At 46.1% G+C, this 23,716-nt stretch carries 24 protein-coding genes; 14 read left to right on the top strand and 10 right to left on the bottom strand.

The window, feature by feature from the left end:
- Positions 1-76: 76 nt before the first annotated feature.
- Positions 77-1,213, bottom strand: a complete 1,137-nt coding sequence (locus tag LEP1GSC061_RS20725; RefSeq protein WP_016547109.1) for a helix-turn-helix domain-containing protein — start codon at positions 1,211-1,213, stop codon at positions 77-79.
- A gap of 401 nt (positions 1,214-1,614) precedes the next feature.
- On the opposite strand from LEP1GSC061_RS20725, the gene LEP1GSC061_RS20720 reads away from it, so the two are divergent.
- Both LEP1GSC061_RS20720 and LEP1GSC061_RS20715 read left to right on the top strand, forming a co-directional pair.
- Positions 1,615-2,409 carry a crotonase/enoyl-CoA hydratase family protein gene (locus LEP1GSC061_RS20720; protein WP_016547095.1) on the top strand — a complete coding sequence of 265 codons (795 nt, stop codon included), beginning with the start codon at positions 1,615-1,617 and terminating at the stop codon, positions 2,407-2,409.
- Between the two features lie 128 nt (positions 2,410-2,537).
- On the top strand, positions 2,538-3,704 hold the full coding sequence (locus LEP1GSC061_RS20715) for an acyl-CoA dehydrogenase family protein (RefSeq protein WP_016547158.1): 1,167 nt from the start codon (positions 2,538-2,540) through the stop codon (positions 3,702-3,704).
- A gap of 26 nt (positions 3,705-3,730) precedes the next feature.
- On the opposite strand, the gene LEP1GSC061_RS20710 is transcribed toward LEP1GSC061_RS20715, so the two are convergent.
- The 3 genes from LEP1GSC061_RS20710 to LEP1GSC061_RS20700 form a co-directional block, all read right to left on the bottom strand.
- On the bottom strand, positions 3,731-4,999 hold the full coding sequence (locus LEP1GSC061_RS20710; RefSeq protein ID WP_040510097.1) for a glycosyl hydrolase family 18 protein: 1,269 nt from the start codon (positions 4,997-4,999) through the stop codon (positions 3,731-3,733).
- Between the two features lie 106 nt (positions 5,000-5,105).
- Positions 5,106-5,351 (bottom strand): cysteine rich repeat-containing protein, encoded by a 246-nt coding sequence (locus LEP1GSC061_RS20705; RefSeq protein WP_016547007.1) that lies wholly within the window; start codon positions 5,349-5,351, stop codon positions 5,106-5,108.
- Positions 5,352-5,485: 134 nt separating this feature from the next.
- Positions 5,486-8,020 carry a cation-translocating P-type ATPase gene (locus tag LEP1GSC061_RS20700; RefSeq protein WP_016546954.1) on the bottom strand — a complete coding sequence of 845 codons (2,535 nt, stop codon included), beginning with the start codon at positions 8,018-8,020 and terminating at the stop codon, positions 5,486-5,488.
- 218 nt (positions 8,021-8,238) lie between these two features.
- Between LEP1GSC061_RS20700 and LEP1GSC061_RS20695 the strand changes: the two genes are divergently transcribed.
- On the top strand, positions 8,239-9,084 hold the full coding sequence (locus LEP1GSC061_RS20695) for an SDR family NAD(P)-dependent oxidoreductase (RefSeq protein WP_016547447.1): 846 nt from the start codon (positions 8,239-8,241) through the stop codon (positions 9,082-9,084).
- Here LEP1GSC061_RS20695 and LEP1GSC061_RS20690 read toward each other — a convergent pair.
- Positions 9,081-9,455: a hypothetical protein gene (locus tag LEP1GSC061_RS20690; protein ID WP_016547394.1), complete on the bottom strand. Its 375-nt coding sequence runs from the start codon at positions 9,453-9,455 to the stop codon at positions 9,081-9,083. The genes LEP1GSC061_RS20695 and LEP1GSC061_RS20690 overlap by 4 nt on opposite strands.
- Before the next feature lie 232 nt (positions 9,456-9,687).
- On the opposite strand from LEP1GSC061_RS20690, the gene bcp reads away from it, so the two are divergent.
- Together bcp and LEP1GSC061_RS20675 are read left to right on the top strand one after the other, a co-directional pair.
- Positions 9,688-10,167, top strand: a complete 480-nt coding sequence (bcp, locus tag LEP1GSC061_RS20680) for a thioredoxin-dependent thiol peroxidase (protein WP_016546977.1) — start codon at positions 9,688-9,690, stop codon at positions 10,165-10,167.
- Complete coding sequence (locus LEP1GSC061_RS20675) at positions 10,164-11,657, top strand: leucyl aminopeptidase (protein WP_016547334.1); 1,494 nt, start codon at positions 10,164-10,166, stop codon at positions 11,655-11,657. Before bcp ends, LEP1GSC061_RS20675 begins: the two co-directional genes overlap by 4 nt.
- 72 nt (positions 11,658-11,729) lie before the next feature.
- Here LEP1GSC061_RS20675 and LEP1GSC061_RS20670 read toward each other — a convergent pair whose 3' ends face one another.
- Positions 11,730-12,446, bottom strand: a complete 717-nt coding sequence (locus tag LEP1GSC061_RS20670; protein WP_016547469.1) for a matrixin family metalloprotease — start codon at positions 12,444-12,446, stop codon at positions 11,730-11,732.
- A 743-nt stretch (positions 12,447-13,189) separates the two neighbouring features.
- Between LEP1GSC061_RS20670 and LEP1GSC061_RS20660 the strand changes: the two genes are divergently transcribed.
- Complete coding sequence (locus LEP1GSC061_RS20660) at positions 13,190-13,858, top strand: lytic transglycosylase domain-containing protein (protein WP_232218541.1); 669 nt, start codon at positions 13,190-13,192, stop codon at positions 13,856-13,858.
- A 334-nt stretch (positions 13,859-14,192) separates the two neighbouring features.
- On the top strand, positions 14,193-14,813 hold the full coding sequence (locus LEP1GSC061_RS20655; protein ID WP_016547047.1) for a hypothetical protein: 621 nt from the start codon (positions 14,193-14,195) through the stop codon (positions 14,811-14,813).
- Between the two features lie 41 nt (positions 14,814-14,854).
- Here LEP1GSC061_RS20655 and LEP1GSC061_RS20650 read toward each other — a convergent pair whose 3' ends face one another.
- Together LEP1GSC061_RS20650 and LEP1GSC061_RS20645 are read right to left on the bottom strand one after the other, a co-directional pair.
- Positions 14,855-15,724, bottom strand: coding sequence for an MBL fold metallo-hydrolase (locus tag LEP1GSC061_RS20650; protein ID WP_016546969.1), 870 nt, complete (start codon positions 15,722-15,724; stop codon positions 14,855-14,857).
- Between the two features lie 18 nt (positions 15,725-15,742).
- Positions 15,743-16,564, bottom strand: coding sequence for a substrate-binding periplasmic protein (locus LEP1GSC061_RS20645; RefSeq protein ID WP_232218553.1), 822 nt, complete (start codon positions 16,562-16,564; stop codon positions 15,743-15,745).
- 188 nt (positions 16,565-16,752) lie between these two features.
- Between LEP1GSC061_RS20645 and LEP1GSC061_RS20640 the strand changes: the two genes are divergently transcribed.
- From LEP1GSC061_RS20640 to LEP1GSC061_RS20625, 4 genes are read left to right on the top strand one after another with little or no spacing between them, the layout of a single operon-like run.
- Entirely contained in the window at positions 16,753-17,478 is a 726-nt protein-coding gene (locus LEP1GSC061_RS20640) for an LIC10920 family plasminogen-binding lipoprotein (protein WP_016547155.1), read from the top strand.
- A gap of 40 nt (positions 17,479-17,518) precedes the next feature.
- A complete protein-coding gene (locus tag LEP1GSC061_RS20635) occupies positions 17,519-18,049 on the top strand; it encodes a Spy/CpxP family protein refolding chaperone (RefSeq protein ID WP_016546953.1) in 531 nt (176 codons plus the stop codon).
- Positions 18,046-18,594 carry an RNA polymerase sigma factor gene (locus LEP1GSC061_RS20630; RefSeq protein ID WP_016546942.1) on the top strand — a complete coding sequence of 183 codons (549 nt, stop codon included), beginning with the start codon at positions 18,046-18,048 and terminating at the stop codon, positions 18,592-18,594. The genes LEP1GSC061_RS20635 and LEP1GSC061_RS20630 overlap by 4 nt, the downstream gene beginning before the upstream one ends.
- Positions 18,584-18,916, top strand: a complete 333-nt coding sequence (locus LEP1GSC061_RS20625) for a hypothetical protein (protein ID WP_016547004.1) — start codon at positions 18,584-18,586, stop codon at positions 18,914-18,916. Before LEP1GSC061_RS20630 ends, LEP1GSC061_RS20625 begins: the two co-directional genes overlap by 11 nt.
- Positions 18,917-18,927: 11 nt before the next feature.
- On the opposite strand, the gene LEP1GSC061_RS20620 is transcribed toward LEP1GSC061_RS20625, so the two are convergent.
- A complete protein-coding gene (locus LEP1GSC061_RS20620; protein ID WP_016547372.1) occupies positions 18,928-20,889 on the bottom strand; it encodes an acetoacetate--CoA ligase in 1,962 nt (653 codons plus the stop codon).
- Positions 20,890-20,998: 109 nt separating this feature from the next.
- Between LEP1GSC061_RS20620 and LEP1GSC061_RS20615 the strand changes: the two genes are divergently transcribed.
- Positions 20,999-21,409: a hypothetical protein gene (locus LEP1GSC061_RS20615; protein WP_016547307.1), complete on the top strand. Its 411-nt coding sequence runs from the start codon at positions 20,999-21,001 to the stop codon at positions 21,407-21,409.
- Positions 21,410-21,528: 119 nt separating this feature from the next.
- The gene (locus LEP1GSC061_RS20610) at positions 21,529-22,557 is read left to right on the top strand and encodes an SDR family oxidoreductase (RefSeq protein WP_016547416.1); all 1,029 of its coding nucleotides are present in this window, start codon (positions 21,529-21,531) and stop codon (positions 22,555-22,557) included.
- 363 nt (positions 22,558-22,920) lie between these two features.
- Here the strand turns inward: LEP1GSC061_RS20610 and LEP1GSC061_RS20605 are convergent, their stop codons facing one another.
- Positions 22,921-23,325 carry a 6-carboxytetrahydropterin synthase gene (locus LEP1GSC061_RS20605; protein WP_016547352.1) on the bottom strand — a complete coding sequence of 135 codons (405 nt, stop codon included), beginning with the start codon at positions 23,323-23,325 and terminating at the stop codon, positions 22,921-22,923.
- Between the two features lie 66 nt (positions 23,326-23,391).
- Between LEP1GSC061_RS20605 and LEP1GSC061_RS20600 the strand changes: the two genes are divergently transcribed.
- Complete coding sequence (locus tag LEP1GSC061_RS20600) at positions 23,392-23,616, top strand: DUF1858 domain-containing protein (protein ID WP_016547024.1); 225 nt, start codon at positions 23,392-23,394, stop codon at positions 23,614-23,616.
- The last annotated feature ends 100 nt before the right edge of the window (positions 23,617-23,716 follow it).

Genomic DNA, 23,716 nt, shown 5'->3' with positions numbered 1-23,716 from the left:
GATTTTCCTAGTTCGTCGTTCCATTCTATAAACCGAACCCAGGACGACCGTTCCGAATGATAGAAAGCCACTTTTTTTAGGTTTTCTTGCTCCTGTATTCCGAGGGAGGAACTCCGATTTCCTTCTGAAAAGCCCTATGGAAGGAGGTTTTACTCCTAAATCCCACCTCGTATCCTATATCCAAAATGGAGCGCTCCGGATTCTCTTCCAAGAGTTTACAAGCCTCCTTTACCCTATATTCGTTTACGAAGGCGGAGAAATTCTTACCCATCTCTTGGTTGATCAACTCGGAGAGTTGGTGAGGCGAAAGAGCAAGCTCGATTGCCAGGCCCCCCAGGGTCAGGTCCTCGTCCTTATAGAGTTTTTCCTTTTCCATACTCTCCAGAAGATTGGCTCTTAGGATCTCAATATCCATTCCGATAAGAAGGGACCTTATATATTTGCGATTCGTTTCCCTGGCGACTTCCTGCAAATTTTGGAAATAGGCGGGATACTTTCTACCGATCAGATAGGACACGCAAAGACTCAGAGCCATCATATCCGCACTGACTAGCAAAAAGACCGGATTCTTATTCAGTAGATAAATCGCCCCTACGGTATGGTTGGCAATGGTGGCAAGAATGATGTATAGAAGTACCCTGGCAGTCCATTCTTCTCGGAGCACTCCGAACTTGAAAAGAATGCGACTGCCTCGGAGTAGCGCCAAAATATAACCTGCGAGTACCAACAACGGTAGATAGAATACTAAATCCGATAAGCCGGTTGTACGGGAGAAATCTTCGATACAGAATCGAATCCGATCCTCGGGAAGAAATAAGGCTATAAAATAACAGAGCCAGGCAAATCCCGGAAAGAATGCGTGCTTCGTATTCAAACCAAAGACGGATTCTTCGTACTCGGAATTCTGGATAATCTTGTGAATCCCGTAAAGAATGGGCCCTATGGACCCTAAAACGGGGATATGTAAAAGCACAAGCCTGGGTAAACTTTCGGAAAGTCCGAAAACGAAAGCAAGTCCCGTTCCCTGCAATAAGCCTAAGCAAACGAATAGAAGGGAGAGTAGCCGATTGAGTGCCGTTTTTTTCTCCAAGACGTTCTGTCCGATACAAAGAAGAATTCCCAAATAAGTCCCGAAGACGGCAAAGGAAACCAGTCCCCAAAAGAAAGGAACATCGAGCAACCAAATTGGAAAGGAAACAGGTAAAGAATGCATCCGAAGGCTTTATCTTCGACGGAGAAAAACTGTCAACTCTCCTATCGAGGCGGGAAAGGAAGGATAGAAATTATAATTTATCCCAATCAGTGTTAACCTTCCTTAGAAAGGGGAAGTTTGATCTCATAAAAAATAGCATAGAAAAGTTCGAATAGACAATTTTCGTTAAGACGACAACCGATCGCGATAGGAGAGAAGCGGCAAATTCTCCAATTCAATAGATTTCGAATACTCTTGATATTCCGAAGAGACTCGTCCTTCAGGAAGTCCTTTATTTTGGTTACAAAACAAAAACGGTTTCCTAAAAAAGCGAAACGTTTGATATCAAATTTCGAAAAACAAAAGACAATCGGATCCGGTCGAGAAATTATTTGTATGAATATTCCGAAGAAGGAGTCTTTATGAAATCTTACTCGTTTATCCAAACGGAAAAAAAGGGATCGGTGTTTAGCATCGTACTCAATCGCCCGGATGCAAGAAATGCGATGAACACTCAGATGATTCTCGAATTAAGTGACGCCCTCACCGTTTACGAAGACGATCCGGGTTCACTTTGCGCGGTCCTTTCGGCAAACGGGATGCATTTCACTTTCGGATTGGAATTGGAAGACGTAGCCAAATCCGTAATATCCCAAGGTAGGAACTTTTTTCCCCGGGACAAAATCAATCCTTGGGATATAGGCGGAACCGAGCGGAAAAGAACTAAACCTTTGATCTGCGCGGTCCACGGGTTTTGCTTAACTCTAGGTATAGAATTGATGCTTGCCAGCGACATATCCCTCGCAGCGGACAAGACTGTATTCGCGCAGATGGAAGTACAGAGAGGGATTTTACCCTTCGGAGGAGCCACTGTGCGTTTCGTAAGAACGGCGGGTTGGGGAAATGCGATGCGTTACATTCTTACCGGAGATAACTTCGACGCCAACGAGGCACACAGATTAGGAATCGTGCAGGAGATCCTACCCAAAAAAGAACTCTTGCCCAGAGCGTTCGAATTGGCGGAGAAAATCGCAGTCCAAGCTCCCCTGGCAGTGGAGGCGGTTCTATCGAATGCGAAAAAAGCGCTGGAGATAGGAGAAGCGGAAGCCTTCGACGAGCTCGTTCCTCGTGTAACCGCCTGTTTACAATCGGAAGACGGACAAGAAGGGATCCGCTCTCTCTTAGAAAAGAGAAAGGCTAACTTTAAAGGAAAATAATTCGTGTAGAATCGATTCCCCTTCTTCCAATCTCTCCATAAGTCGCCGAACAATATTCGGATCTTCCGATTTCTTCTTGAATTGGAAGGTCGGAATTTGCAGCCTTGTCGGATTCCTAAGGAGAATCCATGGATTTCAGCCTAAATCAGGATGAACAAGAGTTCATCTCATCTTTCCAAACGTTTTGCAGGAAAGAGATTCAACCCTATGCGGAGGAAGCGGACAAGAAAAAAGAGCTTCCTTCCTCTCAATATTCTAAGTTGGGAGAAGCCGGATATATCGGATTATTACACGAAGAAGAATACGGAGGCCAGGGTGCCGGTCTATTCCTCAGCACTTTGGCGATGGAAGTCATCTCGGAAGCCTGTGGTTCCACCTTCTTCAGTGTGGGAGCATCCGGAGGGCTCTTCGGACTGCCGTTAAAGCATTTCGGAACCGAAGAACAAAAAGCGAAGTATCTACCCGATATCATTAGCGGAAAAAAAGTAGGATCCCTAGGCGTCACCGAGCCGGATGGAGGTTCCGACGTATCCGCATTGACCGCATCGGCTAAGAAAAAAGGGGATCGGTACATTCTATCCGGACAAAAGACCTATATCACAAATGCACCTAACGCGGACTATTGTTTGGTGCTCGCCAGAGCCCAGGACGAATCCGGTAAAGAAAAAGGCCTCACTCATTTCATTCTAGATCTGAACTCCAAAGGAGTTTCTAGATCGGCACCCATGGACAAGATGGGACTTCGGGCCTCTCCCACCGGCGCCTTATTCTTCGAGGATGTGGAAATTCCGGAAGAGAATATATTAGGAAAATTGGGAAAGGGATTTCGACAAACGATGCAAACCTTCAATGCGGAGAGATTGTCCTTGGCCGCATATTCTTTAGGAGTAATGAAAGCCTGCCTGGACGAATCCAAATCCTTTGCCTCTTCCAGAAAGAGTTTCGGAAAGTCGATCTCCCAGCACCAAGGAGTCGCATTCATGCTCGCCGAAATCTATTCCAGATTGGAAGCGGCGAAATGGTTCACCTATAATGTCGCCTGGGAAATGGAGAAAAGCGACGAAGAAGGAAAAGGAAATATGAGTCTGGCCGGAAAATGCGCCGCCTGCAAATTATTTGCCACAACTGCGGCCCGCGAAGTCACTAACCTCGCGGTTCAAATCCACGGAGGCGCGGGTTTTATGGACGAATATAAAGTATCCAGACTTTATAGGGACGTACGTCTGGGAGAAATCGGAGGAGGAACCAGTGAAATCCAGAAACTCATCATCTCCGGAAGCATTATGAAAGAATAATGTAATCAAGCCGCGTCTACGGACTTTTAATTCTTAACGGTCCGATCGGTATTTCCTTTCAACTTCTCTTCCAGATATTGGTGTATCTCCGGATCGTTATCTTCGATGAGTTGCCAAAAAGAAAACCCTCGGATCTTATATTTTTCCAAGATTTTCATCTTCTTCTCGAAAGCGGACCGATTCATGTAGAATGCAACCCGATCGCAACCTCCCATCCTGTACCAAAGAGAAGGATCGGAATATACATGGCCTTGGTGTCTATATAAATAAGGACGAAGATAAACCCAATCTCCCGACTTGGCCTGAGTTTTGAAAACTTCCAATACGTCCGTAGGCTCCTCTTTCCTAGGAGACATCCTATCTTGGATCCAGCGAGCCCTGGAATAATACACCGATTTGGATTCTATATCGCAATTCAAGGGCCAATCGTAGCCGTAGGTGGGGATGGCCATATAAAGCTTCTCGTTAGGAATCCTCTTTACCGCATATTCTAAAATCTTATCGATCCACCAATCCGGAGCCTGAGGACCGGGTCCCGGAAAACCGTTCTTACGAGGATGCAATTCGTAAGCCATGATCTTTACCTTATCCGCCACCTTTCCTAGGAACTCGTAATCATGGGTCAATTGGCCTCGATATGCCTCGTAAAAATCCACTTGGATCGGATTCTTAAGACCTTTACATGGATAAACGGAAGGTTTTTCCGCGATCGTCTTGGGATGGATCGCTACGGAGAGTAATTTTCCTTTTTTATGAAGTTCGTCTCTTAATAATATTAAGAAATCCTGGAATACTTCCTTTTTCTCACAGGTCATCCCCTCGTAGTCTATGTCGATCCCGTCGTATCCGTATTTTTCGACTTCCGAAAGAATATTCCTTATATGCAGGTCCCTTACCTTCGTATTTCCGTTCAATCCGATCGCATCCGAAACTTTCTCGAAATCGTTTTCCCATCTGAAGATCGTAGGAATAATCAGAGTTTCGGGAGAAAGTAAACGCAACCATTGGATTCTCTCTTGTATCTCTTCCGGCTTCCAAACAGAAAGAATTCTGCCCGTATTGGTCCGTCCCCCCTCTAGATTGTACAAGAATGGATGGATTTCATCGTAAAGTCTCGCGTATCTTGCCATCGCATAGAAATCCTGGGACCAAGTAGAGGCCTTCAAACCGGTCCTTTGTTGAGTCGGCTCTGCCTCATCCTTCTGCAAAAATCGACAGTAAGACAAGCTACCGACAAAAAGTATCTGTATGAGAAATCGGATGAATAAAGAGGAAATGATTTGGCGTCCGGCCATTGATTTCTATAGTCCCGTTGGCAGGATGTATGTATGCTTGTAGCGGAATAGTAGAAATTTTTTTCTTAAGAAAAGCCCCTCGGAAGTCTCACGAGGGGCCAGTTTTTTAGTTTGATTTAGGTGGATTCATTTTATTCAGATGCTCTTTGCACGCGGAACTAACCGAATCGATATTCTTCATCAAACAATCATGCATTTTGCCTTCGCCTTTCCCTCTAGGCATATCCTTGCAAAATTTTTCCCTATCTTCATGGCAAGGGCCGCCGCCCCGTTTGCCATTATGCCCCATTCCTTGCGCGAATGTCGAACTCGCTGCGATCAATAACCCTAATATTAGAATCTTCCGTATCATTACCGCCTCCGGAATTTATGCAAGTGATCTTGGAGTATTTTTTCTAAAAGTCAAGAATTGCGTTCGCAAATGCGTTGCTCTTTCTCAAGTCGAAATTTCCTAAAAATCATTCCGCGACGGACTCTTTGCATCCTTTAGTTGCGCCTAACCCATTTCACGATTTCCCACCAGCAGGAACTGGCCGCTCCGATTAAGAACACTTGGATCCCGGAGGCCCAGGAAATTCTCTCGAAGCCGAAAAGATGCATCGTAAATTCGTTCGAAAACGATCCGAGAATGACGGTAACGGTAAAAAGAAGAAGAATATAGTAAGACCAACCGATTTTTCTAAAACTTTTTCCTAGATGGTCCTCCCAGGATAGATTGGTAAGGATCAAAGTTAAGTTCGAAGATACAAGCGCGATAAACGCTAGGGACCTGGAAGTTTCCCTAGTCCAACCCTGAGACTCGGAATACAAGAACACTCCCAGAACGACAGCGAAGATCACGGTGCCTTGCAAAATACTTAGCACCGCGGTTTTTCCGTCCACCAACCGGCTCGATCTAGATCTGGGCGGTCTCTTCATCAAATTTCTTTCCCCTTCTTCTCTTTCGAAGATCAAGGAGCTGGCCGGATCTATAATCAGTTCCATGAAAAGAATATGAGCCGGAAAGAAGAAGAGCGGGCCGCCTATGAATACCGGAAGAACAGATAATCCTATGATGGGGACATGGACGGAGATGATGTATCGGATGCTCTTTTTGATATTCTCGTAAATCCTACGTCCAAGAGCTACAGCGTGAACGATCGCGGAGAAATCGTCCTCCAAAAGAACGATATCCGAAGCTTCCCTAGCCACATCGGTGCCTCTTTTTCCCATGGATACTCCGATATGAGCGGCTTTTAAAGCGGGAGCGTCGTTGACTCCGTCACCTGTCATGGCCACGATTTCTCCTTCCTTCTGAAAACGTTGGACGATGCTCAGCTTCTGTTCCGGTCTGATTCGGGAGAATATTCCTACATTCTTATAATCTAATACTCCTTCTTTATCCGCAGCCAAATCCTCCCCGGTAAAAAAGCGATCGAAATTGGAAAGACCTATTTTTTGAGCGACACTCTTAGCGGTACCTATATAGTCCCCGGTGATCATGACCACTCGAATACCGGCTTCTATACATTCTCTCAAAGATTCGGGAACGTCCTTTCTTATCGGATCCTCCAAACCTATCAACCCCAAGAATTCAAAATCCAAATCATGCTGATTTGCGGGTAATTTTTGGGTTATCGATTTGGATCTTGCGACACCCAACACGCGCAGACCTTCGGAAGAAATCTTTTGTGCGATTCCCTTGAATCTTTCCGTGTCTGCGGAATTCATATGACAAAGATCGAATATCGCTTCCGGAGCTCCCTTGGTTCCGATCACCAAGTCGCTGGAATGATCTTCCCGTTTCCAGGCGAAGCTCAAAGCCATGAGTTCGGGACTCAGGCTATATTCTTTTTCCAGAGTCCAATCCGAATGAAGGTGCTCCGTTCCGGTTAATGTGGAAAAACCCAATTCCTGAATCGCCTTCTCCATAGGATCGAAAGGATCCCGCTTGGAAGCTAAGATCGCATATTCCAAAATAGAATGGAACTCCTCGGGAAGTTCCTTAGTCCCTCGGAGAGTGTCCAAGAATTCGTCCTTATCTCCTGCGGGTACGTAAAGCCTTCGGATAGCCATCCGGTTTTCGGTCAGTGTTCCCGTTTTATCCACACAAAGCACGGAAGCGGACCCGAGAGTCTCTATCGCTCCCAAAGATCTTGTCAGAACTCCTACTTGGGAAATTCTCCAAGCGCCCAAAGCAAGATATACGGTTAAGACCACGGGTATCTCTTCGGGGAGAGCCGCCATGGAAAAGGTCAACCCTGCAAGAAAAGCATGGATCCATCTACCGTCTCTCAAACCAAGTTCGGTTACCAAGAAAACGCAGACGGCCAGGGCGAATAAAGTGATCCATAGAGTGAGACTCTTAGTTTCCGACTGCAAAGGAGTCTCGTCAGTCGAAATCGTTTCCAATGCCAATCCGATCCTTCCTATTTGGGTCTCGGATCCGGTTCTTAAAACCTTGTATACGCCTTCTCCATAAACGACCAGGCCGGAAGAGAACACGAACGGAGAATCGTTTCCTCCCGGAGGCAAATCGGCGGAACCGATTTCGGGATTGCCTACGGATTTAGTGACCGGTATCGATTCTCCCGTGAGAGCGGATTCGTCCACTTTTAGATTCAGTTGATTGATGAGGATCCCGTCGGCACAGATCCTCTCCCCTTCTCGTACCAAAACCAAATCACCCGGAACCACTTCCGAGCCGGGAATTTGCCTATAAGTCCCGTCCCTCAAAACCGTGGCCTTAGGAGAGGCGATCTCCTTTAGAGCAGAGATCGCATTCTCCATTTTATTTTTCTGATAAATCGTTATGCTTATAATGAAAATCAATGCCGTGGAGAGTAGAATGGCTTCTCCCATATCTCCCAGAGCGATATACAATCCCGCGCAAATCACTAGGAGGAATAAGATCGGTTCTTCCAAGACTTCCAGAATGGTCCCGATCAATCGGTATTCCTTCTTCTTGCCGATTTCGTTTTTGCCGAATTGCAAGAGTAAGTTTTCGGCTTCTTTCTGGCTCAGACCGGTGCGTTGATTCATGATCAGTATAGAAAATTCAAATAAGGAATCAGAATGAAAAGAAGAAAAACCTTCGAATTATGAAACTTACTTCCCGTTTTACTTTCCGGGAACCGAATATTTTCCGTCGGAAACGGGAGACGGATAGGCAAGATTGCAAAAACCTTGATATTTCTTGGAATTTCATTTTACCTCCAAGTCGGATATCCTACACGATAGAATCGCTTGGAGAGAAGAATATGAAAAACGTCTCTGGAAAACGAATCCTCATCACCGGAGCGGCGATGGGAATGGGAAGAATATACGCGAAATTGTCCGCAAACGAGAACGCGTCAGCGATCGTTCTTTGGGACCGCGATCCAAAAGGCCTCCAAGAATCCGCAAAAGAACTCTCCGATTTCGGAGGAAAACTCCTCCTTCATACTCTGGACCTAAGCGATCCGAAGCGGATTCTAGAATCGCTAGATTTGGTCCGAAAGGAAATCGGATCCGTAGATATCCTGATCAATAATGCGGGAATCGTCTGCGGAAAATACTTTTGGGAACACGATCCCGATTCGGAGATCGGCTCCGTGATATCGATTAACACTCTAGCTCCAATGCTTCTGACCCGACATCTTCTGCCCGATATGATGGGAGATCCTTCCCGGGATTTTAGAATCGTAAATATAGCCTCCGCGGCAGGACTCATCTCTAATCCTAAAATGAGCGTTTATTGCGCCTCCAAATGGGCCTTGACCGGTTGGAGCGACTCCCTCCGACTCGAATTGGAAAAGACGGGAAACGATCATATCAAAGTTACGACGGTAAATCCCGCTTATATTTCTACAGGAATGTTCGAAGGAGTCAAAGGGATGCTTTTTACTCCCATACTAAGCCCTGAATATGTGGTGTCGAAGGTTTGGAAAGCGATGAAGAAAGGAAGCCCCAGGCTCATATTGCCTTGGACCGTATATCTTTCCTGCTTTCTAAAGGGGCTATTACCGCTCCGTGTCTTCGATTGGATTGCCGGAAATATATTCGGAGTTTATGAAACTATGGAAAAATTCAAGGGCAGAGGACAAATTCTTAAGAAAGTAGATTAAATCGATATTCCATTTTTCTTAAGTATATCCAAGGCAGTCTGCCTTAGGATGGGATGGACAACGAAATCTTCAGGATCGGGTGCCTTTCTTTCGGGCTCCTGGGTCTTGAATTTATCAGGTCCAATCCATTGTGAAAGCGCCCAAAGCATACGCTGGAAGATCTCGTCGATTCTCCTCTGGTAACCGGCCTTTTTGTAGTAACCGTAGGCGAGAATCGGAAGCTTTTTCTCGAACATGAAATAGTCTCCCAATCGAATGAGTCCGTCCTTATATTCCGCTTTCAGAAAACATTCTCTGGCCTTACGAATATCGCCCTCGTTCATGGCCTGGTTTCCTTGGCGGATGATTTCCATTCTTTCCTTGGGATCCATATCTTTAATGTCGCCCGAATCCGAGACTATCACAAGTCCTTTTTGGGATTTTTCAACGTCCTTTTCCCTATTCTGAACCGACGCCCGCGACGATCCGATTCTAACCGGAGTCGATTCTTCGGAACCCGGAGCGCTATAGGAGAAAATCGAGAGGGACGAGCGATCCTTCTAGAAAGTTTTCTTGTCTATCCCGAGGAACCCGGAACAATACGCCAAGGAACCTATAGCAAAAATGAGTAGTTTAAAAACCGGACAAAAGGCTCCCGACTTCAAAGCTCCCGATGAGAGCGGTAAGCAGATCTCGTTAAAAGATCTGATGGGAAAGAAAGGCTTAGTATTATATTTTTATCCAAAGGATCAAACCCCCGGCTGCACCACCGAGGCCTGCGACTTCAGGGATAATTTCACAAGACTTAAGAAAGAAGGGTACAACGTAGTCGGGATCTCCAAGGACTCCGTTAAGTCCCACCAAAAATTCATCGAAAAACAGGAACTGAATTTTACCCTAATTTCGGACGAAGACGGAGCGATTTGCGAGGCTTACGGAGTCTGGCAACTTAAGAAATTCATGGGTAGGGAATTCATGGGAATCGTAAGGACCACTTTTTTAGTCGGAACCGATTCCAAGATCCAAAAGATCTATCCTAAGGTCAGCGTAAAAGGCCATGTCGACGAAATTCTAAGCGATATAAAGGTATTAGCAAAAAAATGAAAATAGAAAAATCCAAGATCAATTTTTCCATCGGCAAGAATCCTTCCAAGAACGTATATAAAATCATCCCGGTAACCAAGGACAATCTCCCCAAGGAACTAGAAAATAAATTCGGAGAACAAATTCGTTCCTCCATATTTTCCGGAGAAAACGGCCAAATATTCTCGGACGAGATCGAACGTATCATCTATCTGGGACTAGGAGATCCGTCCAAGGTCAGCATCCGAAGCGTGGCTCAAAACTTCCTCTCCTTCGGGGAGAAATTGAGAAAATGGGATTCGGTAGGCCTGGAAATCAAACTAACGAGATTTCTGACAAAGACGCTACCCCCTTCCGTTCTAGTATACCAAATCGCAAATTCCATCGACCTAGGAGCCTTCCCCATCAATGCACTTTCGAAAGACTTCAAAGAAAGAAAACTGAAATTCGGGAACGTAAGCTTCGTCTTAGAAGACCAGGGAGCCGAGAAATCCGCGAAAGCAGGACTTGAAAAATCCAGAGCGGTTAGTAAATATGTGAACGGTGCGAGATACGTAGCTCATCTGCCCGCAAATCATTTTACCCCGGAAGAATTCGTGGCCAGATCCAAGGAGATCGCCAAGGACAATAAACTGAAGATTACGGTCTTCGACGAGGCCCAATTGAAGAAGGAGAAAATGGGCGGAATTCTTGCAGTCTCCCAAGGCTCGGACAAGAAGCCGAAAATGATTCTCATCGAATACAATCCTCCCAAACCGAAATCCAAAAAGAAGCTGGCGCTGATAGGCAAAGGCTTAACCTTCGATTCGGGAGGAATCAGTATCAAGCCCGCTCAGGATATGCACGAGATGAAATATGATATGTGCGGAGCCGCAGCGGTCATCCATGCGATCGGAGCCATTGCCGAACTGGGTTTATCCGTACCTGTCGTAGCGGCAATCGGAGTTGCGGAGAATATGCCGGACGCCGCGGCATTAAAACCCGGAGACGTATATACCGCGCATAATGGCCTTACCGTAGAGGTGCAAAATACCGATGCGGAAGGACGATTGGTTTTAGGAGACGTTCTTTCTTACGTTGGTAAAAAATTTAAACCTGACTATATGGTGGATCTAGCCACACTCACTGGAGCGATCATCATCTCCTTGGGACACGAAGCCGCCGGAGTCATGAGCAATTCCGACAAACTCGTTACTCTATTAGAAGAAGCTTCCGCCTCCTCCGACGAAAGAGTCTGGAATCTGCCTCTCTGGGACGAATACGGCGAGGATCTCAAAAGCGATATAGCGGATCTCAGAAATATTGCAGGGCGCCCGGGAGGAAGCCTCTCCGCTGCAAAATACCTGCAAAGATTCGTGGATACGGGAATCAATTGGGCCCATATCGATATCGCGGGAACCGCTTGGAGAAAGAAAGCCTCGGGTACCCAAATAGGAAACGGACCCAGCGGTTACGGAGTCCGTTTACTTGTGGACTTGGCGGAAAAATTGGAAAAAGGCCGGGGAGCTTAATCCCCGGGGAAAAATTTCCTATTTGCACAAACGAGGTCGGCTCCCTTCTGGGTAGGAGTCGACTTTCTTTTTTTAAACTTCAGAATCTATATTGCCGAAGACGGCGAAAGAAGGTACGGTATACTGCTTTAAATAAGTATAATCGGATTGCTTGGTATACAATTTAGATTCGTCCGGTTCCATACTCGTATCATAGAGAGCCTGAGCCGCATGCATTTCCAATTTACTAGGTTCGAAGACTCCTCCGGTGAGCATCGGAAACATCAGATCGTTCGGATCTTCGGAATGCCTTAGTCCCAAACAATGCCCTATCTCATGAGCCACGGTAGCTCTTATGTATTCCTTGGCATCGATCGCACTTCCTTCGTTTTTCATGGCTTGAGCCGTAGCACGAACCCGATCCTTGAAAATAAATATGACCGTACTATCGATCTTAGTGGAAGAATCTACGGAGCAAGCCGCGAGATAAAAAGGAGTCGAAGAGAATAGCTGACAAACCGAAATGTTTTTGGAGGAAATTCCTTCCACGGAACATTTATACGACTCTGTGAAAACGATTACGTTTCTCATTCTTTCCGTTCTTACGGTCGCGGGGTAGACGTCGATTCCGAGTCCCCAACGCTTGGCGGCGGACTGAGTCAACTCCAAGCCCGATTGCATTTCGTTTCCATGCATGAGCCACAGCAATTGCTTTTCCTCCCAAGTCAAATCCCCGGAAGGAGCGGAGTTCTGCATACAATATGTGAAAGTGATAAACCAAATCGATAAAAAAGAAAAATGTACCCTCATGTAGAATCCCCAGAAACGGATTCGGTTTTGATTTTTGTTAACCGATTCCGGACACAAAAGGTTCGCTTGCCAGGATCTTCTTTAAATTAACCTTCTCTTCTTCTTGAGTGACGCGTTTTCTTTTAAGAGAAGGAGTTTACTTTTTCTATTTTTTGGAAGGCCTGCTCGGCCAATCCCCGGTTCTAAAAAATATGACGTTCGACATTCGGCACTTTTGCATAAAAAATATTTTTTCTGAAATTTTTTATATTAAATAAATCGAATGTTATATTTCAGAATAATTTGAGATGCAAAATGAGAAAGGAACGCAAAACGATATACGCATTTCTATTTAGTCAATTAATTTCGGATTAGTGTCCTCTAACCCTTTAGTGTCGGTTTCGCGGAAGAGTATACCGAAATGTCTATTCGATTAGGAAATAAATTTCCAAACGAAAATCTAAATAGAAGAATATTCCGTAATCGTGGAAAATTTCCTAAATCCGATTCTCCTCGGGAAAATAAGAACGTTCTCTCAAGTCCTTCGAATCGATTTCGATACGGAATGATTCTTCCGCATTCTTCCCAGCAATATGGGAGATAAAATTTTTCCTATCTCACTCTTCCCCCCTGAGCCGCAAGCACGGGGAGCCGGACCGAAATGAATCCGAAAACCAAAGGAATGTTTGGTAGGAACTCCATCTATCCCTGGAGGGATGATTTTTGAGATTGAGTTCCTTGACCCGTAGTGCGCCGCAAAAAGAATGGTCACAGTTAGTGCGATGCACTATAAAAGGAGGTTGGAAGAGATGGTCCAACCCAAGATCAGAAAGAGATATTTATTCGTAGCAGCGCTTCCTATGCTATACCAATCGTTTGTAGCCCCTTTGACAGGCTCCCTGTCCGGCAAAGAGACGATCCTCGTTCCCGAAGAAAGGGAATTGGTCAGAATTCGAAGCTTTATCCAAACGGAAAGACCTTCTATATCCGAATCCGAACTGGAAACTTTAAGCAAAACCATATGGAAAGAGGCCTCCCGGATAGACGATTCCGCTTGCGGAATACTTTGCCAGGAAGGAGAGAAAGTCGGACTTCTCTTAGGATTGATTCGAACCGAATCCGAATTTTACAAAAAGGCTCGGTCCAAGAAAAACGCCCGCGGCTATATGCAAATCATGCCGGGCACGGGAAGCTGGATCGGATCCTGGGAAGGGAGATCCGTGAAGGAAAAGGATTTATTCGACACGGAAATCAATCTACACCTCGGAGTCTCCTACCTAAACTATCTCTTGGAAGACCAAGAAGGAGACCTGAGAAAGGCGCTCTTAGCATATAATGCAGGACCGGGAGCGGTGAAGAAATGGGGTGGAGTTCCTTCCTATGCGGAGAATGTCTTTGCCGGCCAAGAAGAATATTTAGGCACCAGGAATTAAGCCTAAGCTTGACAGCGGAGCGGCCTCACTCGACCCTGGATCATACCCTTAGGGAGGAAACAGGTGAGAACCCTGTGCTGACCCGCAACGGTAATCGGAAAGAGGATACTTTTTTCGTAAGCCCGATCTTCCCCGTAAGAATTTCTCCGAGGTTTGAGAAACTTACATCTCACTAAAGCATGTATTGCTAAGCGAGGGGCCCCCGAAGGTAACAGGTAGGGCTTCTTGTTCTCACGGACTTAAGGATCGGATCGTTCCTTAGGATCCATTCCGAAAGATATCCGACAGGGTATCTCCAGCCAAGGGCCCTCCTAAAACATATTAGGAGAATACAATGAACCTGAATCTAAAGACCCTTGCGTGCGTCCTATCGTTCGCATTTCTTTCCCTGGCTTGTGCCGACAATGCGCCGACCGACTCCGATAAATTGCTTTTATCCGGACTTCTGAACAATGCGAATAACGGAGATATCGCGATCGCGGGCAGTTGGAACCAATACGCGTGCAGCGCGGGAAGTTGTCCCACTTCCAGTATCTTCGCTAAATTCTACGCGAGCACTCAGGTAGCGGGAGATTGGTTCTATTACCAAGAAAATCCTCCTACTTGCTGGACTTCCGGAAGTTGCACCACTCCCGAAGGCAGTCCCTTTCCGGATTTTTATCCTGCGAATTACCAAATCATCAGCTACGACAACGGAGGCGGTTCCTACGGGGTTCCTTACTTAGTGTATAAGAATAAGGACTACGGAACTTATTCTACTTTAGTATGGACCGAGAACTCAGGCTCCGTTTATCTTTGCGATCTTTTCTCCGGGAATGTATCCACTGCCGCGGCTCTCACCACTCTGGCCGCCCGTACGGACGCATCTTGCAGTAGTTCCTGCATAAAAACCGCCACTCCCGCTACGAACGGATGCAACGGTTCTTTTGCTTGGTATAAAATCGTAAGACAATAATATAAATTCGGCCGCCGTCCACCACCTAGCAAGACGGCGGTTTATCTATTTTTCATCCATTCTATGCAAGCCTTTAGTTTAGCCTTCTTATCCTCCTTGGACATTCTCGGGCTAGGATATCCGTGACCAGGTAAAACGTAAATAAAATCATAATTTTCTAATATTTCCATAGACCGGATCTGTTTTTCCCAGGAATACCAACATGCGTTCCGAAAAGCGATAAGCCGTTCTTTCTTAGGGTCGTAAGCCAAATGATCTCCCGTAAAAAGAAAATTATTCTTATACAATAGCACTGAATGTCCTCTGGTATGACCTGGAACCGGAATCACTACTAAATCTTTCTCCAAATAGAATGGGCTCTCTCCCGATACGAGAATCTCGGCCTCAGGCAAAGAAGAAAGATCTCCTTCATGGATGATTCTTTTCGTTTCGAATTCCTCGTGGTATTTTTCGTGGTCCGCAATATCGTCCCTATGGGTCAGAAAATGATAACGGATCCCTCCCATCTCTCGGATTCTTTCCGCTAAGGAAGGTATAAAACGGGGAGAATCCACGAGAACGTTACCTTCTTCCCGGACGATTAAATAGGAAAATGCTCCGAAAGAAGAACGGGAATGAAATCCGCAATGATACACATTCTCCTCTATCTTTCTGGGAAAGGAGGATTTGGCATCGTTTAGATCCAAGCGATCGACCGTGCCTATCGAAGTGGTCGGACAGGCTACAAGCGCTTGGAGAGCACGAAATTCCTCTTGCTTGGATTGGGGTTGCTTTTTCACGAAAGAACCGATCGAATCCTCTCCGAAAATTTCCGGAGCGAGAATCCTGCAGGTCTCACAATCGATACAACTGGAATCCACGTAAAAGGATCCAGGTAGATTCTCGGATCGTTTCTTTGCTAGAGTCGCCATGCCTTTTAGACGACCGAACTATTTCACCCAATCCCTACGGTTAAAATATTTATCTTCCAGGAGTTTCAATTCTCCCGTTCTCTTGATCTCGGAGAGAAAGAATTCGAAATTGCGGGAAAAGACGAGATCGCCCTTGGGCAATAATGCGCTGATATGATCCTCTTGGACCGGCTCCACCAAGGCCCTGAAATTGGAGGCTAAAGAAGGTTGCCTTTGTAGGAAGCCTTTAATGTAATACGATTCCCCGACGAAGCAATTCGCTTTCCCTTCTCGAACCGCACTTAAGGCTCCGTCCACGGATCCGTAAGTAAAAACCCTGGAATTGGGAAAATTGGAAAGAAGATACTCGTGGCTGCTGGAAAATCCTCTTACGGCGAAGCTGATACCGCTCACATTTTCCAAATCCTTAATACTCCTAAAATAAACCGTAGTGATGATGTTTCCCTCCGGAGGAGGAGGAATCGCATTCTTATTCACTAAGGCCCCGGGGCTGGAAATCAGATAGGCTGTACTGAAGGAAATCTTCTTAGATCTTTCTAATGTGGATGTGACTCCGGAGAAGGAGATATCCGCGTCGCCGGACCGAATGGCTTCGACGAAATCCTCGAATTCGGGACGATTCGTGTAAACGTATTTCACTCCTAGAAAGTCCGCGTATTTCTTTCCTAACTCGGCGTCGAAACCGGGATAACCCTCCTTTGCATCGGGAATATAAAACGGCTCGAAGTTCCGATTGCCCGTAACTCTCAGCTCTCCCCTTTTTTGGATCTGCTCCAAACGAGTTACAGGTCCCTCTTGCGCTACGAGTAAGGAAAAAAAAGTCGAAACGATTAAGAGGATAAAAATACGCGCCACAACTTCGTTCTATTTCCCTTAGAGGGAAAGGCAAGGGAAAATTAATAACCTTCTCTTCCTACATCATCGAAACACGGTCTAGTCCTGAATTCTTAAGTCGTCTTTTTCTAAATTCCGGGAACGTTTTCGGATCTCCGGGTTTATATAAATAAACACAGGAAAGGAAATCCAGTTTGGAAAAATCCGGAAAACCCGCATACATTCTCGCCTATCTTCTTTCTCTTTCATTCCTTTCCTGCGAGAACCAAGCATCGAATAAGGTGGGTCTTACCGTATTCGGAGACGGAGTCGCATTCAATATAGATGGAGAATTGGATGCGGACAAAACCGCAAGTTGCGGAACCGCGAGTCCTTATAGCACATCGAGTACGAGTACCACCACTACTACCACAACCACTTCCAGCTCCTCCAGTCAGTATACGGTAATCAGCCGACTTTACTTTAAGTCGGGAGAATATCTTTATCTGAAATTTCTATACGATAGCAATCAAAACCAAGGCTCCATCGATTCCCAGCAAGGCTTCTCCTACTCGGGAGGCATAGGAACCATGGCTGTGGTTTCCAATTACGGGAAAATCTATTGGGGAGGTAGCGGAGTTCCAGTGGATACTAGCGTAAGCTCTTCCCAGGCGCTTTCCTATCTTACCGTAACTTTGGATCTGGTAGGAACGGCGGTATCGGGGGGTAGCACCGGACTCGCTTTGACTCAATGCTATACAGTGGATTTGATCAATTGCACTTCGGCGACATCGACGAGTATGTGCTATACCCAAGACGGCCAAACCTGCTATAATACCCAAACGGTCACGGGACCTTCGGTAACTATACAAGGAGATGTGAATTGCACGAGTAATTCCATTTCCTCCGGAAGTTCCTCTAGTTCCAGTACAACGCAATGATGATTTCTTTCGTCCAAAAACATATCCGAGGTGAAGTGTCTTGAGAAATATACAGAGTCGGCTCATTCTAATTGTTCTTCTGATTTTAGGAGGGACAGCGACCATTTTAGCGGAACCGCCTCCTCCCCCGCCGTTCGGAGGAGCGGAACCTTTCGGAATCTTCGGGCCCGGCCTTAAGGAAGAAAGATTTCTGGATAGAATTTCCCAAGACCTAGGCCTGAGCGCGGAACAACAGGAGAAAATCAAAGCAGCTAGGGAAAAAAGGAAAGCGGGCGGGCGAGCCTTGTCCGAGAAATTGACTCCTCTTCACGAAGATCTACGCAAATTACTGGAAGCGACCAAGGTGGATATGGGCGCGGTTCGGTCCAAATTGAAGCAAATCGGAGAAGTGCAGCTTGAATTAAGAATTCTGCATATAGAAGACAGATTGGAATTCGAGTCCTTCCTGACTCCGGAGCAAAAACAGAAATTATCAAAAATGCATAAGGAAAGAATACAGAGGATGCACGATAGGCGAGAACCTCCCGATCATCCTCCCCGGGACAGAGACCGAGACTGTAAGTGCCCATGACGGAAGCCGATTTAATCCAAGCGATTGAATCCAGTAAACGGACGGTATTAAAATCCATCCAAAGACATCTCATGCCCGAAATGGCCTCCTTAGCGGAGGATGTCGCTCAGGACACTTATCTTAGATACTATTTGACATTCCAATCCAAACCTCCACTGGGCATACAAGACCTGAATCGCTGGCTTTATGTGGCGGCAAGAAACGAATGCCGAAGGGCGGTAAGAAAATGGAATCGGGAAGGAAGAGCTTATTCCCGCTTCCAAACGGAATTCACCTCCTCGGGTAAAGAAGAAACGGAAAAAGAACTTTACGAAGAACCGGAAAGGGATCGAAAAGAATGGCTACAGGAGCAAATTAATCTCTTGCCATCTCCATATAAGGAAACTATGATACTTAGATTGTCCGGAGAAAAGGTGGATTCGATCGCGAAGAAACTGAATATATCCGAGGGGACGGTTAAGTCCCGGATCTCAAGGGCCAAAGAATGGCTCTCTCGCTTTACTAATATGAATAGAAAAAATCAGGAGGGGAGAAATGAAGGGTAAAAACGAATTGAATAAAACCATCGAAAGATTGATCGAAGATCCGGATTTCTCCAGACGGATCGCATCTCGCATCGTCGTCCAAGCCGCCAATCGGGAAAAAGAAAGATTCCCTTTGAAAAGCTGGCAGGCATTGGCGGCCGCGATCCTTCTGGGAATCGGTGCGACTTTTGCAACCTATCTGTTACGAACCGAAAAGGTCCAATTTTCCGATTATTCGGGACTTTCCAATCAATCCGCGAAAGCCATAGCTTCCCCCATCGAAACGGAATACGCATGGGAAGCTACGGATCTTATCATAGAAGCGTCCTTCTCGGAAAGGTAAATTAGAAATCCTTAATCTTCCGAAAGGGCGGGTAGATTTCGAAAATACTCCAGAGATTCCGGATTGATCAGGGCGTCCTGATTGGTTACGGCTTGTCCCTGCACCGTTTTTTTAACCGCAATTTCCACCTTCTTCATATTTCGGGTGTAAGGAATATCCCGAACGGCGATTATCTTAGAAGGTACGTGACGAGGAGAAACCTTCTCCTTGATTTCTTTCTTAATCTTGGATTCCAATTCCGAATTCAAATCCGATCCAGGAGTCATTTTTAGAAAGAGGACGATGCGCACGTCGTCTTTCCAATCCTGACCGATCACGACCGAATCCGCAATTTCCGGGACCGTTTCGAGCAGACTGTATAAGTCCGCGGTTCCGATTCGGACCCCACCCGGATTTAGGGTAGCATCCGATCTACCGTAAACTACCATACCTTCGTCGGACAAGATCTCGGCAAAATCGCCGTGTCTCCAAACGTCGGGATACGTATCGAAATATGCTTCCTGGTATTTTTTTCCGTCTTGATCGGACCAAAATTCCAGGGGCATGGAGGGAAAAGGTTGAACGCATACCAGCTCTCCCTTTTCTCCTCTTACGGATTTTCCGGAATCGTCGAAGATCCGCACGTCCATTCCGAGCCCCAGGCTCTGCAACTCTCCCGAATGAACAGGAATATTCGGATTTCCTAATGCAAAACATCCGTTCAAATCCGTTCCTCCCGAAATGGAAGAAAGCCTAAACTTCTTATTCCAGAATTCGTATACGTATTCGAAGCCGTAGGAAGGTAGCGGAGAACCGGTGGATAATACCGCCCGAACGGAACTTAGATCCGACTCTGGCTTAAATTTTTCCTTTTCCAAACTCAGAATGTATTTCGCTCCGACTCCGAAGATTCCTATCTTTCGATCCGAGGCGTAACGGAATAATACTCCTGGATCCGGGTGAAAAGGATTACCGTCGAAAAGATGAATCGTCGCTCCTATGGATAAGGAACTCACGAGCCAGTTCCACATCATCCAACCGCAAGTCGTATAATAAAAGATCCCCTCTCCTTCTCTTAAATCGGTGTGCAGAGCCAATTCTTTCCAGTGGTTCAGAAAAACTCCCGGGCCTTGGACCATACATTTCGGAAGTCCGGTGGTTCCGGAGGAATACATAACATAAACCGGATGATCGAAAGGCAATTGGATAAAACTAGGAAGTTTACCCGCGTGAGCCGAGATCGCATCTCGTAAGGCTATGGAATTTTTCGGAAAAGAATCCGCGAGGTCTTTACTCCGATCTTCCAAGCTGGGATATTTCGCTATCACCACCGATTTAAGCTCCGGCAATTGGGAAACGATTTCTCCTACAATCCCGGAAAGAGATATGCTCTTGCCCTTGAATTCGTAACGGTCCGTAGTCAGAAGCACGGAAGGTCGGATCTGACCGAATCGATCCAAAACTCCTTTGGACCCGAAATCGGGAGAGCAGGACGACCAGACGGCTCCAATCGTTGTGGCGGCAAGCATACCGACGACGGTGTCTGGAATATTCGGCATAAGCCCCGCTATCCTATCCCCCGGACGAATGCCCAAAGAAAGAAAGTAGGAAGAAAGTTCCCCTACTTTTCGGAATAGCTCGGAATAAGTTAGCTTTGCCTCCGCGCCGGATTCTCCTCTGTAAAAGATAGCAATTGAATCGTCCTGCTTGCGTAATAAATTCTCCGCGAAATTCAGTCTGGCTCCGGGAAAGAATCTGGAATCTTGGAAGCGTTTTCCTCGTATTAAGACATGTTCATATTTTTGGGAATGGATCACAGGAGCGTATTCCCAAATGGACGCCCAGAATTCGGGCAGGAAATCGACGGACCATTTATGCAGCTCCGAGTAGTTTTTGAAACTTTTGCCTTGGGAACGCTCTACGAATTTTTGAAAATCGGTCAGGCGGGAATTTCGAATGGATTCTTCCGAGGGGGTCCAAAGAGGTTGGTTCATATCCGGCCTTACATATTGAGAATTTTACCAGGTCGGTCAACAGTAAATTAGTTGTTAAGACGATCCGGAGTATTAGGATTTGCGAGCAGAAATACTTCGGAGAATCCGCTTGGCCGATTTCAATCATTTCAACCTTCCGACGATTCTTTTCCTATGCGCAAGCCTTCTCTACGCCTTTCACGGGTTTCTGCACCAATTGATAGTGGGAGGAGCGATCTCATCCTTCCAACATCCGGATGAAAGACAGTCCAGATTGATCCTGATGATTTGGATCGCGACCGGCGGCTTCATGAGTTTTCTAGGGCTTTTACCCTCAGTCCTTTTACTGCTATACGGAGCGGAACCCGAACCTGTAAGGGCGGTACTCTGGACGAACACTGTGGCGCTCTTATTCTTAACGGTTCATTACGTGCTATGCGGAGTCCGACATCTTCCCAAGCCATTAAGAGTCGGATTCTATTTTACGATCTTTTATGCGATCGCAAATCTTGCTTTTCTTTTCACATATCCTCGATTCTGATTTATACCTGTCTTCCAATCCGGAGGATGCGCTTCCGAATCTGAGAGGGAAGATCTAAATCCGTACCGGAACCGAATATAAAAACGAATCATAAATCCTTAATAGGCAGAAAAATCAGAATGAGCACGATCTTAGTAACCGGCGGCTCCGGATTCATCGGAAGTCACACGATCTTGAGGCTTCTAAAGGAAGGACATCGGGTAAGAACGACCGTCCGAAACACCAAAAGAGAAGAAGACGTAAAAGCCTTATTAAGACAGGGAGGCTGGGAATCCGAAGGCGGACTCTCCTTCTTTCTTGCCGATTTGGAAAAGGACGAAGGTTGGACCCAGGCTACCAAAGGCTGCGATTACGTATTGCATGTGGCTTCCCCCTTTCCTCCTTCGGTTCCGAAGCATGAAGACGAACTTATAGTCCCCGCGAGAGAAGGGACTCTGCGAGTATTGAGGGCCTCTCGGGATTCGGGAGTAAAAAGGGTGGTCATCACCTCTTCGTTTGCGGCGATCGGATACGGGCATAAGAACAAAACGAATCCATATGACGAAACGGATTGGACGAATGCAAACGGTGCGATTCCGGCTTATGTTAAATCCAAAACTCTAGCGGAAAGAGCCGCCTGGGATTTTATAAAAAGCGAAGGCAAAGGACTCGAGTTGAGTTCAGTAAACCCCGTAGGAGTGTTCGGACCCGTATTAGGACCGGATTACTCCGCGTCTATCGTGCTTGTGCAAAGACTCTTGGATGGAGCTATGCCCGGAATTCCCCAATTGTATTTCGGAGTAGTCGATGTAAGAGACGTCGTGGATTTGCATTTGAAAGCGATGACGAATCCCAAGGCGAATGGAGAACGTTTCCTCGCGGTGGCCGGAGATTTTATGACGATCCAGGAAATCGCAAGAGTACTGAAAAAAGGATTGGGAAAGAGCGCGGAGAAGGTTCCTACAAAAACCGTTCCTAATTGGTTGGTCCGAATCGTATCTTTGTGGGACCAAGGAGCGAAGCAGATTCTTCCCGAGTTAGGTAAGAAGAAGAACGGCTCGAACGAAAAGGCAAAACGAATCTTGGGTTGGTCCCCTATATCGAACGAAGAAGCGATTCTGGCAACGGCGGAAAGTCTCATCCGATTCGGACTCGTAGGAAAAAAATAGCCGAATAAGAGGCCAATCGATATCGTATAATCGTTCATCCACAGCGATTCTAAAAATCCGGAACAGAAATTCCATTCCTACTCTCAAGTCAAAAGCGCCCCCGCCCTTTATCGGGTTTCGGGGGGAGTGGCTCGTGGGAACCCGGATTTTGTTTTATCAGAAAAGCTCCCTTCCTACAACCTCAATTCAATCTTAATGCGGAATTCTCGCTCCGATTACATCATATCTTATATAAATGAGGATAACCGGAACTCATTGGTTTTCTTTCATGGAAGTCGCGGTTTTCATTTCGTTCAGAACGAGGCTTTCGAATTTAAGAGATCGACCGATGATTTTTAGCTTCCGTTGCACCCGATCAGCGCATCAAGAAATCGGTTCGAAATAAGCCAGGTTTTCGGGACCTTCATGGATCACGATCCGATCCACCTTTCCATCGGCAGCAGAAACGCTATCCTTCAATCCGTAGTAAAACCAACGGGCCATATTCTCGGAGGTAGGATTTGTAGTTTTGAAGTCCGCATGATCATTGATCAGAATGTGGTCCAGCTCACCTACTAGCTCTTTCAAGCGGTTCTTTGAGGTTAGAAAATCGAAGCTAATGCCGTCCTCTCCTATATTCTTCCTACCGGATAAATAGACTTCAACCTTGAAAGAATGCCCGTGGATAGGCTCATCCGAGCCGTCCGGGAAATACTTATATAGATAATGAGAGGATTCGAATCTTTCTTCGATCCGGATGTAGAATTTGCCGGTTTCTTGAAAAAACATGGAATTGACTTGCGCCTGGGGAGTCTATATACTGGAATCAAACCAGTACTTTAGGAGATTTTCCCCATGTCGGAAGCGGTCAAGCCAAGATTTTTTAAGGAAATGACGGTAGGAGAGGCGATCGCACTTCATCCAGAAGCAGGCCTAGTATTCTCCAGCTATCACTTAGGGGGATGCTCCCATTGTTCCATCAATGAACTCGAAACCATCGAGCAAGTTTGCATGGGCTACGGTGTAGAAGTAGAAGTACTCATCGAAAGCCTGAACAATCTGTTAGAAGACGGAGAATAATTCCCTCCCCCATAATAAAACGGAGCCGAAAGGCTCCGTTCCTCAAAGGCAAATGGACTTATCGTTTTACAAAAAAGCGATCCAGAATTGAGAAGAATTC

It is taken from the genome of Leptospira wolffii serovar Khorat str. Khorat-H2 (assembly GCF_000306115.2).
In the GTDB taxonomy this organism is placed as follows: domain Bacteria; phylum Spirochaetota; class Leptospiria; order Leptospirales; family Leptospiraceae; genus Leptospira_B; species Leptospira_B wolffii.
This window is presented reverse-complemented; position numbering and strand designations above follow the sequence as displayed.

Coding starts and splice junctions, on each gene's coding strand:
- LEP1GSC061_RS20725 (WP_016547109.1), bottom strand. CDS start 1,213: ATGCATTCTTTACCTGTTTCCTTTCCAATTTGGTTGCTCGATGTTCCT.
- LEP1GSC061_RS20720 (WP_016547095.1), top strand. CDS start 1,615: ATGAAATCTTACTCGTTTATCCAAACGGAAAAAAAGGGATCGGTGTTT.
- LEP1GSC061_RS20715 (WP_016547158.1), top strand. CDS start 2,538: ATGGATTTCAGCCTAAATCAGGATGAACAAGAGTTCATCTCATCTTTC.
- LEP1GSC061_RS20710 (WP_040510097.1), bottom strand. CDS start 4,999: ATGGCCGGACGCCAAATCATTTCCTCTTTATTCATCCGATTTCTCATA.
- LEP1GSC061_RS20705 (WP_016547007.1), bottom strand. CDS start 5,351: ATGATACGGAAGATTCTAATATTAGGGTTATTGATCGCAGCGAGTTCG.
- LEP1GSC061_RS20700 (WP_016546954.1), bottom strand. CDS start 8,020: ATGAATCAACGCACCGGTCTGAGCCAGAAAGAAGCCGAAAACTTACTC.
- LEP1GSC061_RS20695 (WP_016547447.1), top strand. CDS start 8,239: ATGAAAAACGTCTCTGGAAAACGAATCCTCATCACCGGAGCGGCGATG.
- LEP1GSC061_RS20690 (WP_016547394.1), bottom strand. CDS start 9,455: ATGGATCCCAAGGAAAGAATGGAAATCATCCGCCAAGGAAACCAGGCC.
- bcp (WP_016546977.1), top strand. CDS start 9,688: ATGAGTAGTTTAAAAACCGGACAAAAGGCTCCCGACTTCAAAGCTCCC.
- LEP1GSC061_RS20675 (WP_016547334.1), top strand. CDS start 10,164: ATGAAAATAGAAAAATCCAAGATCAATTTTTCCATCGGCAAGAATCCT.
- LEP1GSC061_RS20670 (WP_016547469.1), bottom strand. CDS start 12,446: ATGAGGGTACATTTTTCTTTTTTATCGATTTGGTTTATCACTTTCACA.
- LEP1GSC061_RS20660 (WP_232218541.1), top strand. CDS start 13,190: ATGGTCACAGTTAGTGCGATGCACTATAAAAGGAGGTTGGAAGAGATG.
- LEP1GSC061_RS20655 (WP_016547047.1), top strand. CDS start 14,193: ATGAACCTGAATCTAAAGACCCTTGCGTGCGTCCTATCGTTCGCATTT.
- LEP1GSC061_RS20650 (WP_016546969.1), bottom strand. CDS start 15,724: ATGGCGACTCTAGCAAAGAAACGATCCGAGAATCTACCTGGATCCTTT.
- LEP1GSC061_RS20630 (WP_016546942.1), top strand. CDS start 18,046: ATGACGGAAGCCGATTTAATCCAAGCGATTGAATCCAGTAAACGGACG.
- LEP1GSC061_RS20625 (WP_016547004.1), top strand. CDS start 18,584: ATGAAGGGTAAAAACGAATTGAATAAAACCATCGAAAGATTGATCGAA.
- LEP1GSC061_RS20620 (WP_016547372.1), bottom strand. CDS start 20,889: ATGAACCAACCTCTTTGGACCCCCTCGGAAGAATCCATTCGAAATTCC.
- LEP1GSC061_RS20610 (WP_016547416.1), top strand. CDS start 21,529: ATGAGCACGATCTTAGTAACCGGCGGCTCCGGATTCATCGGAAGTCAC.
- LEP1GSC061_RS20605 (WP_016547352.1), bottom strand. CDS start 23,325: ATGTTTTTTCAAGAAACCGGCAAATTCTACATCCGGATCGAAGAAAGA.
- LEP1GSC061_RS20600 (WP_016547024.1), top strand. CDS start 23,392: ATGTCGGAAGCGGTCAAGCCAAGATTTTTTAAGGAAATGACGGTAGGA.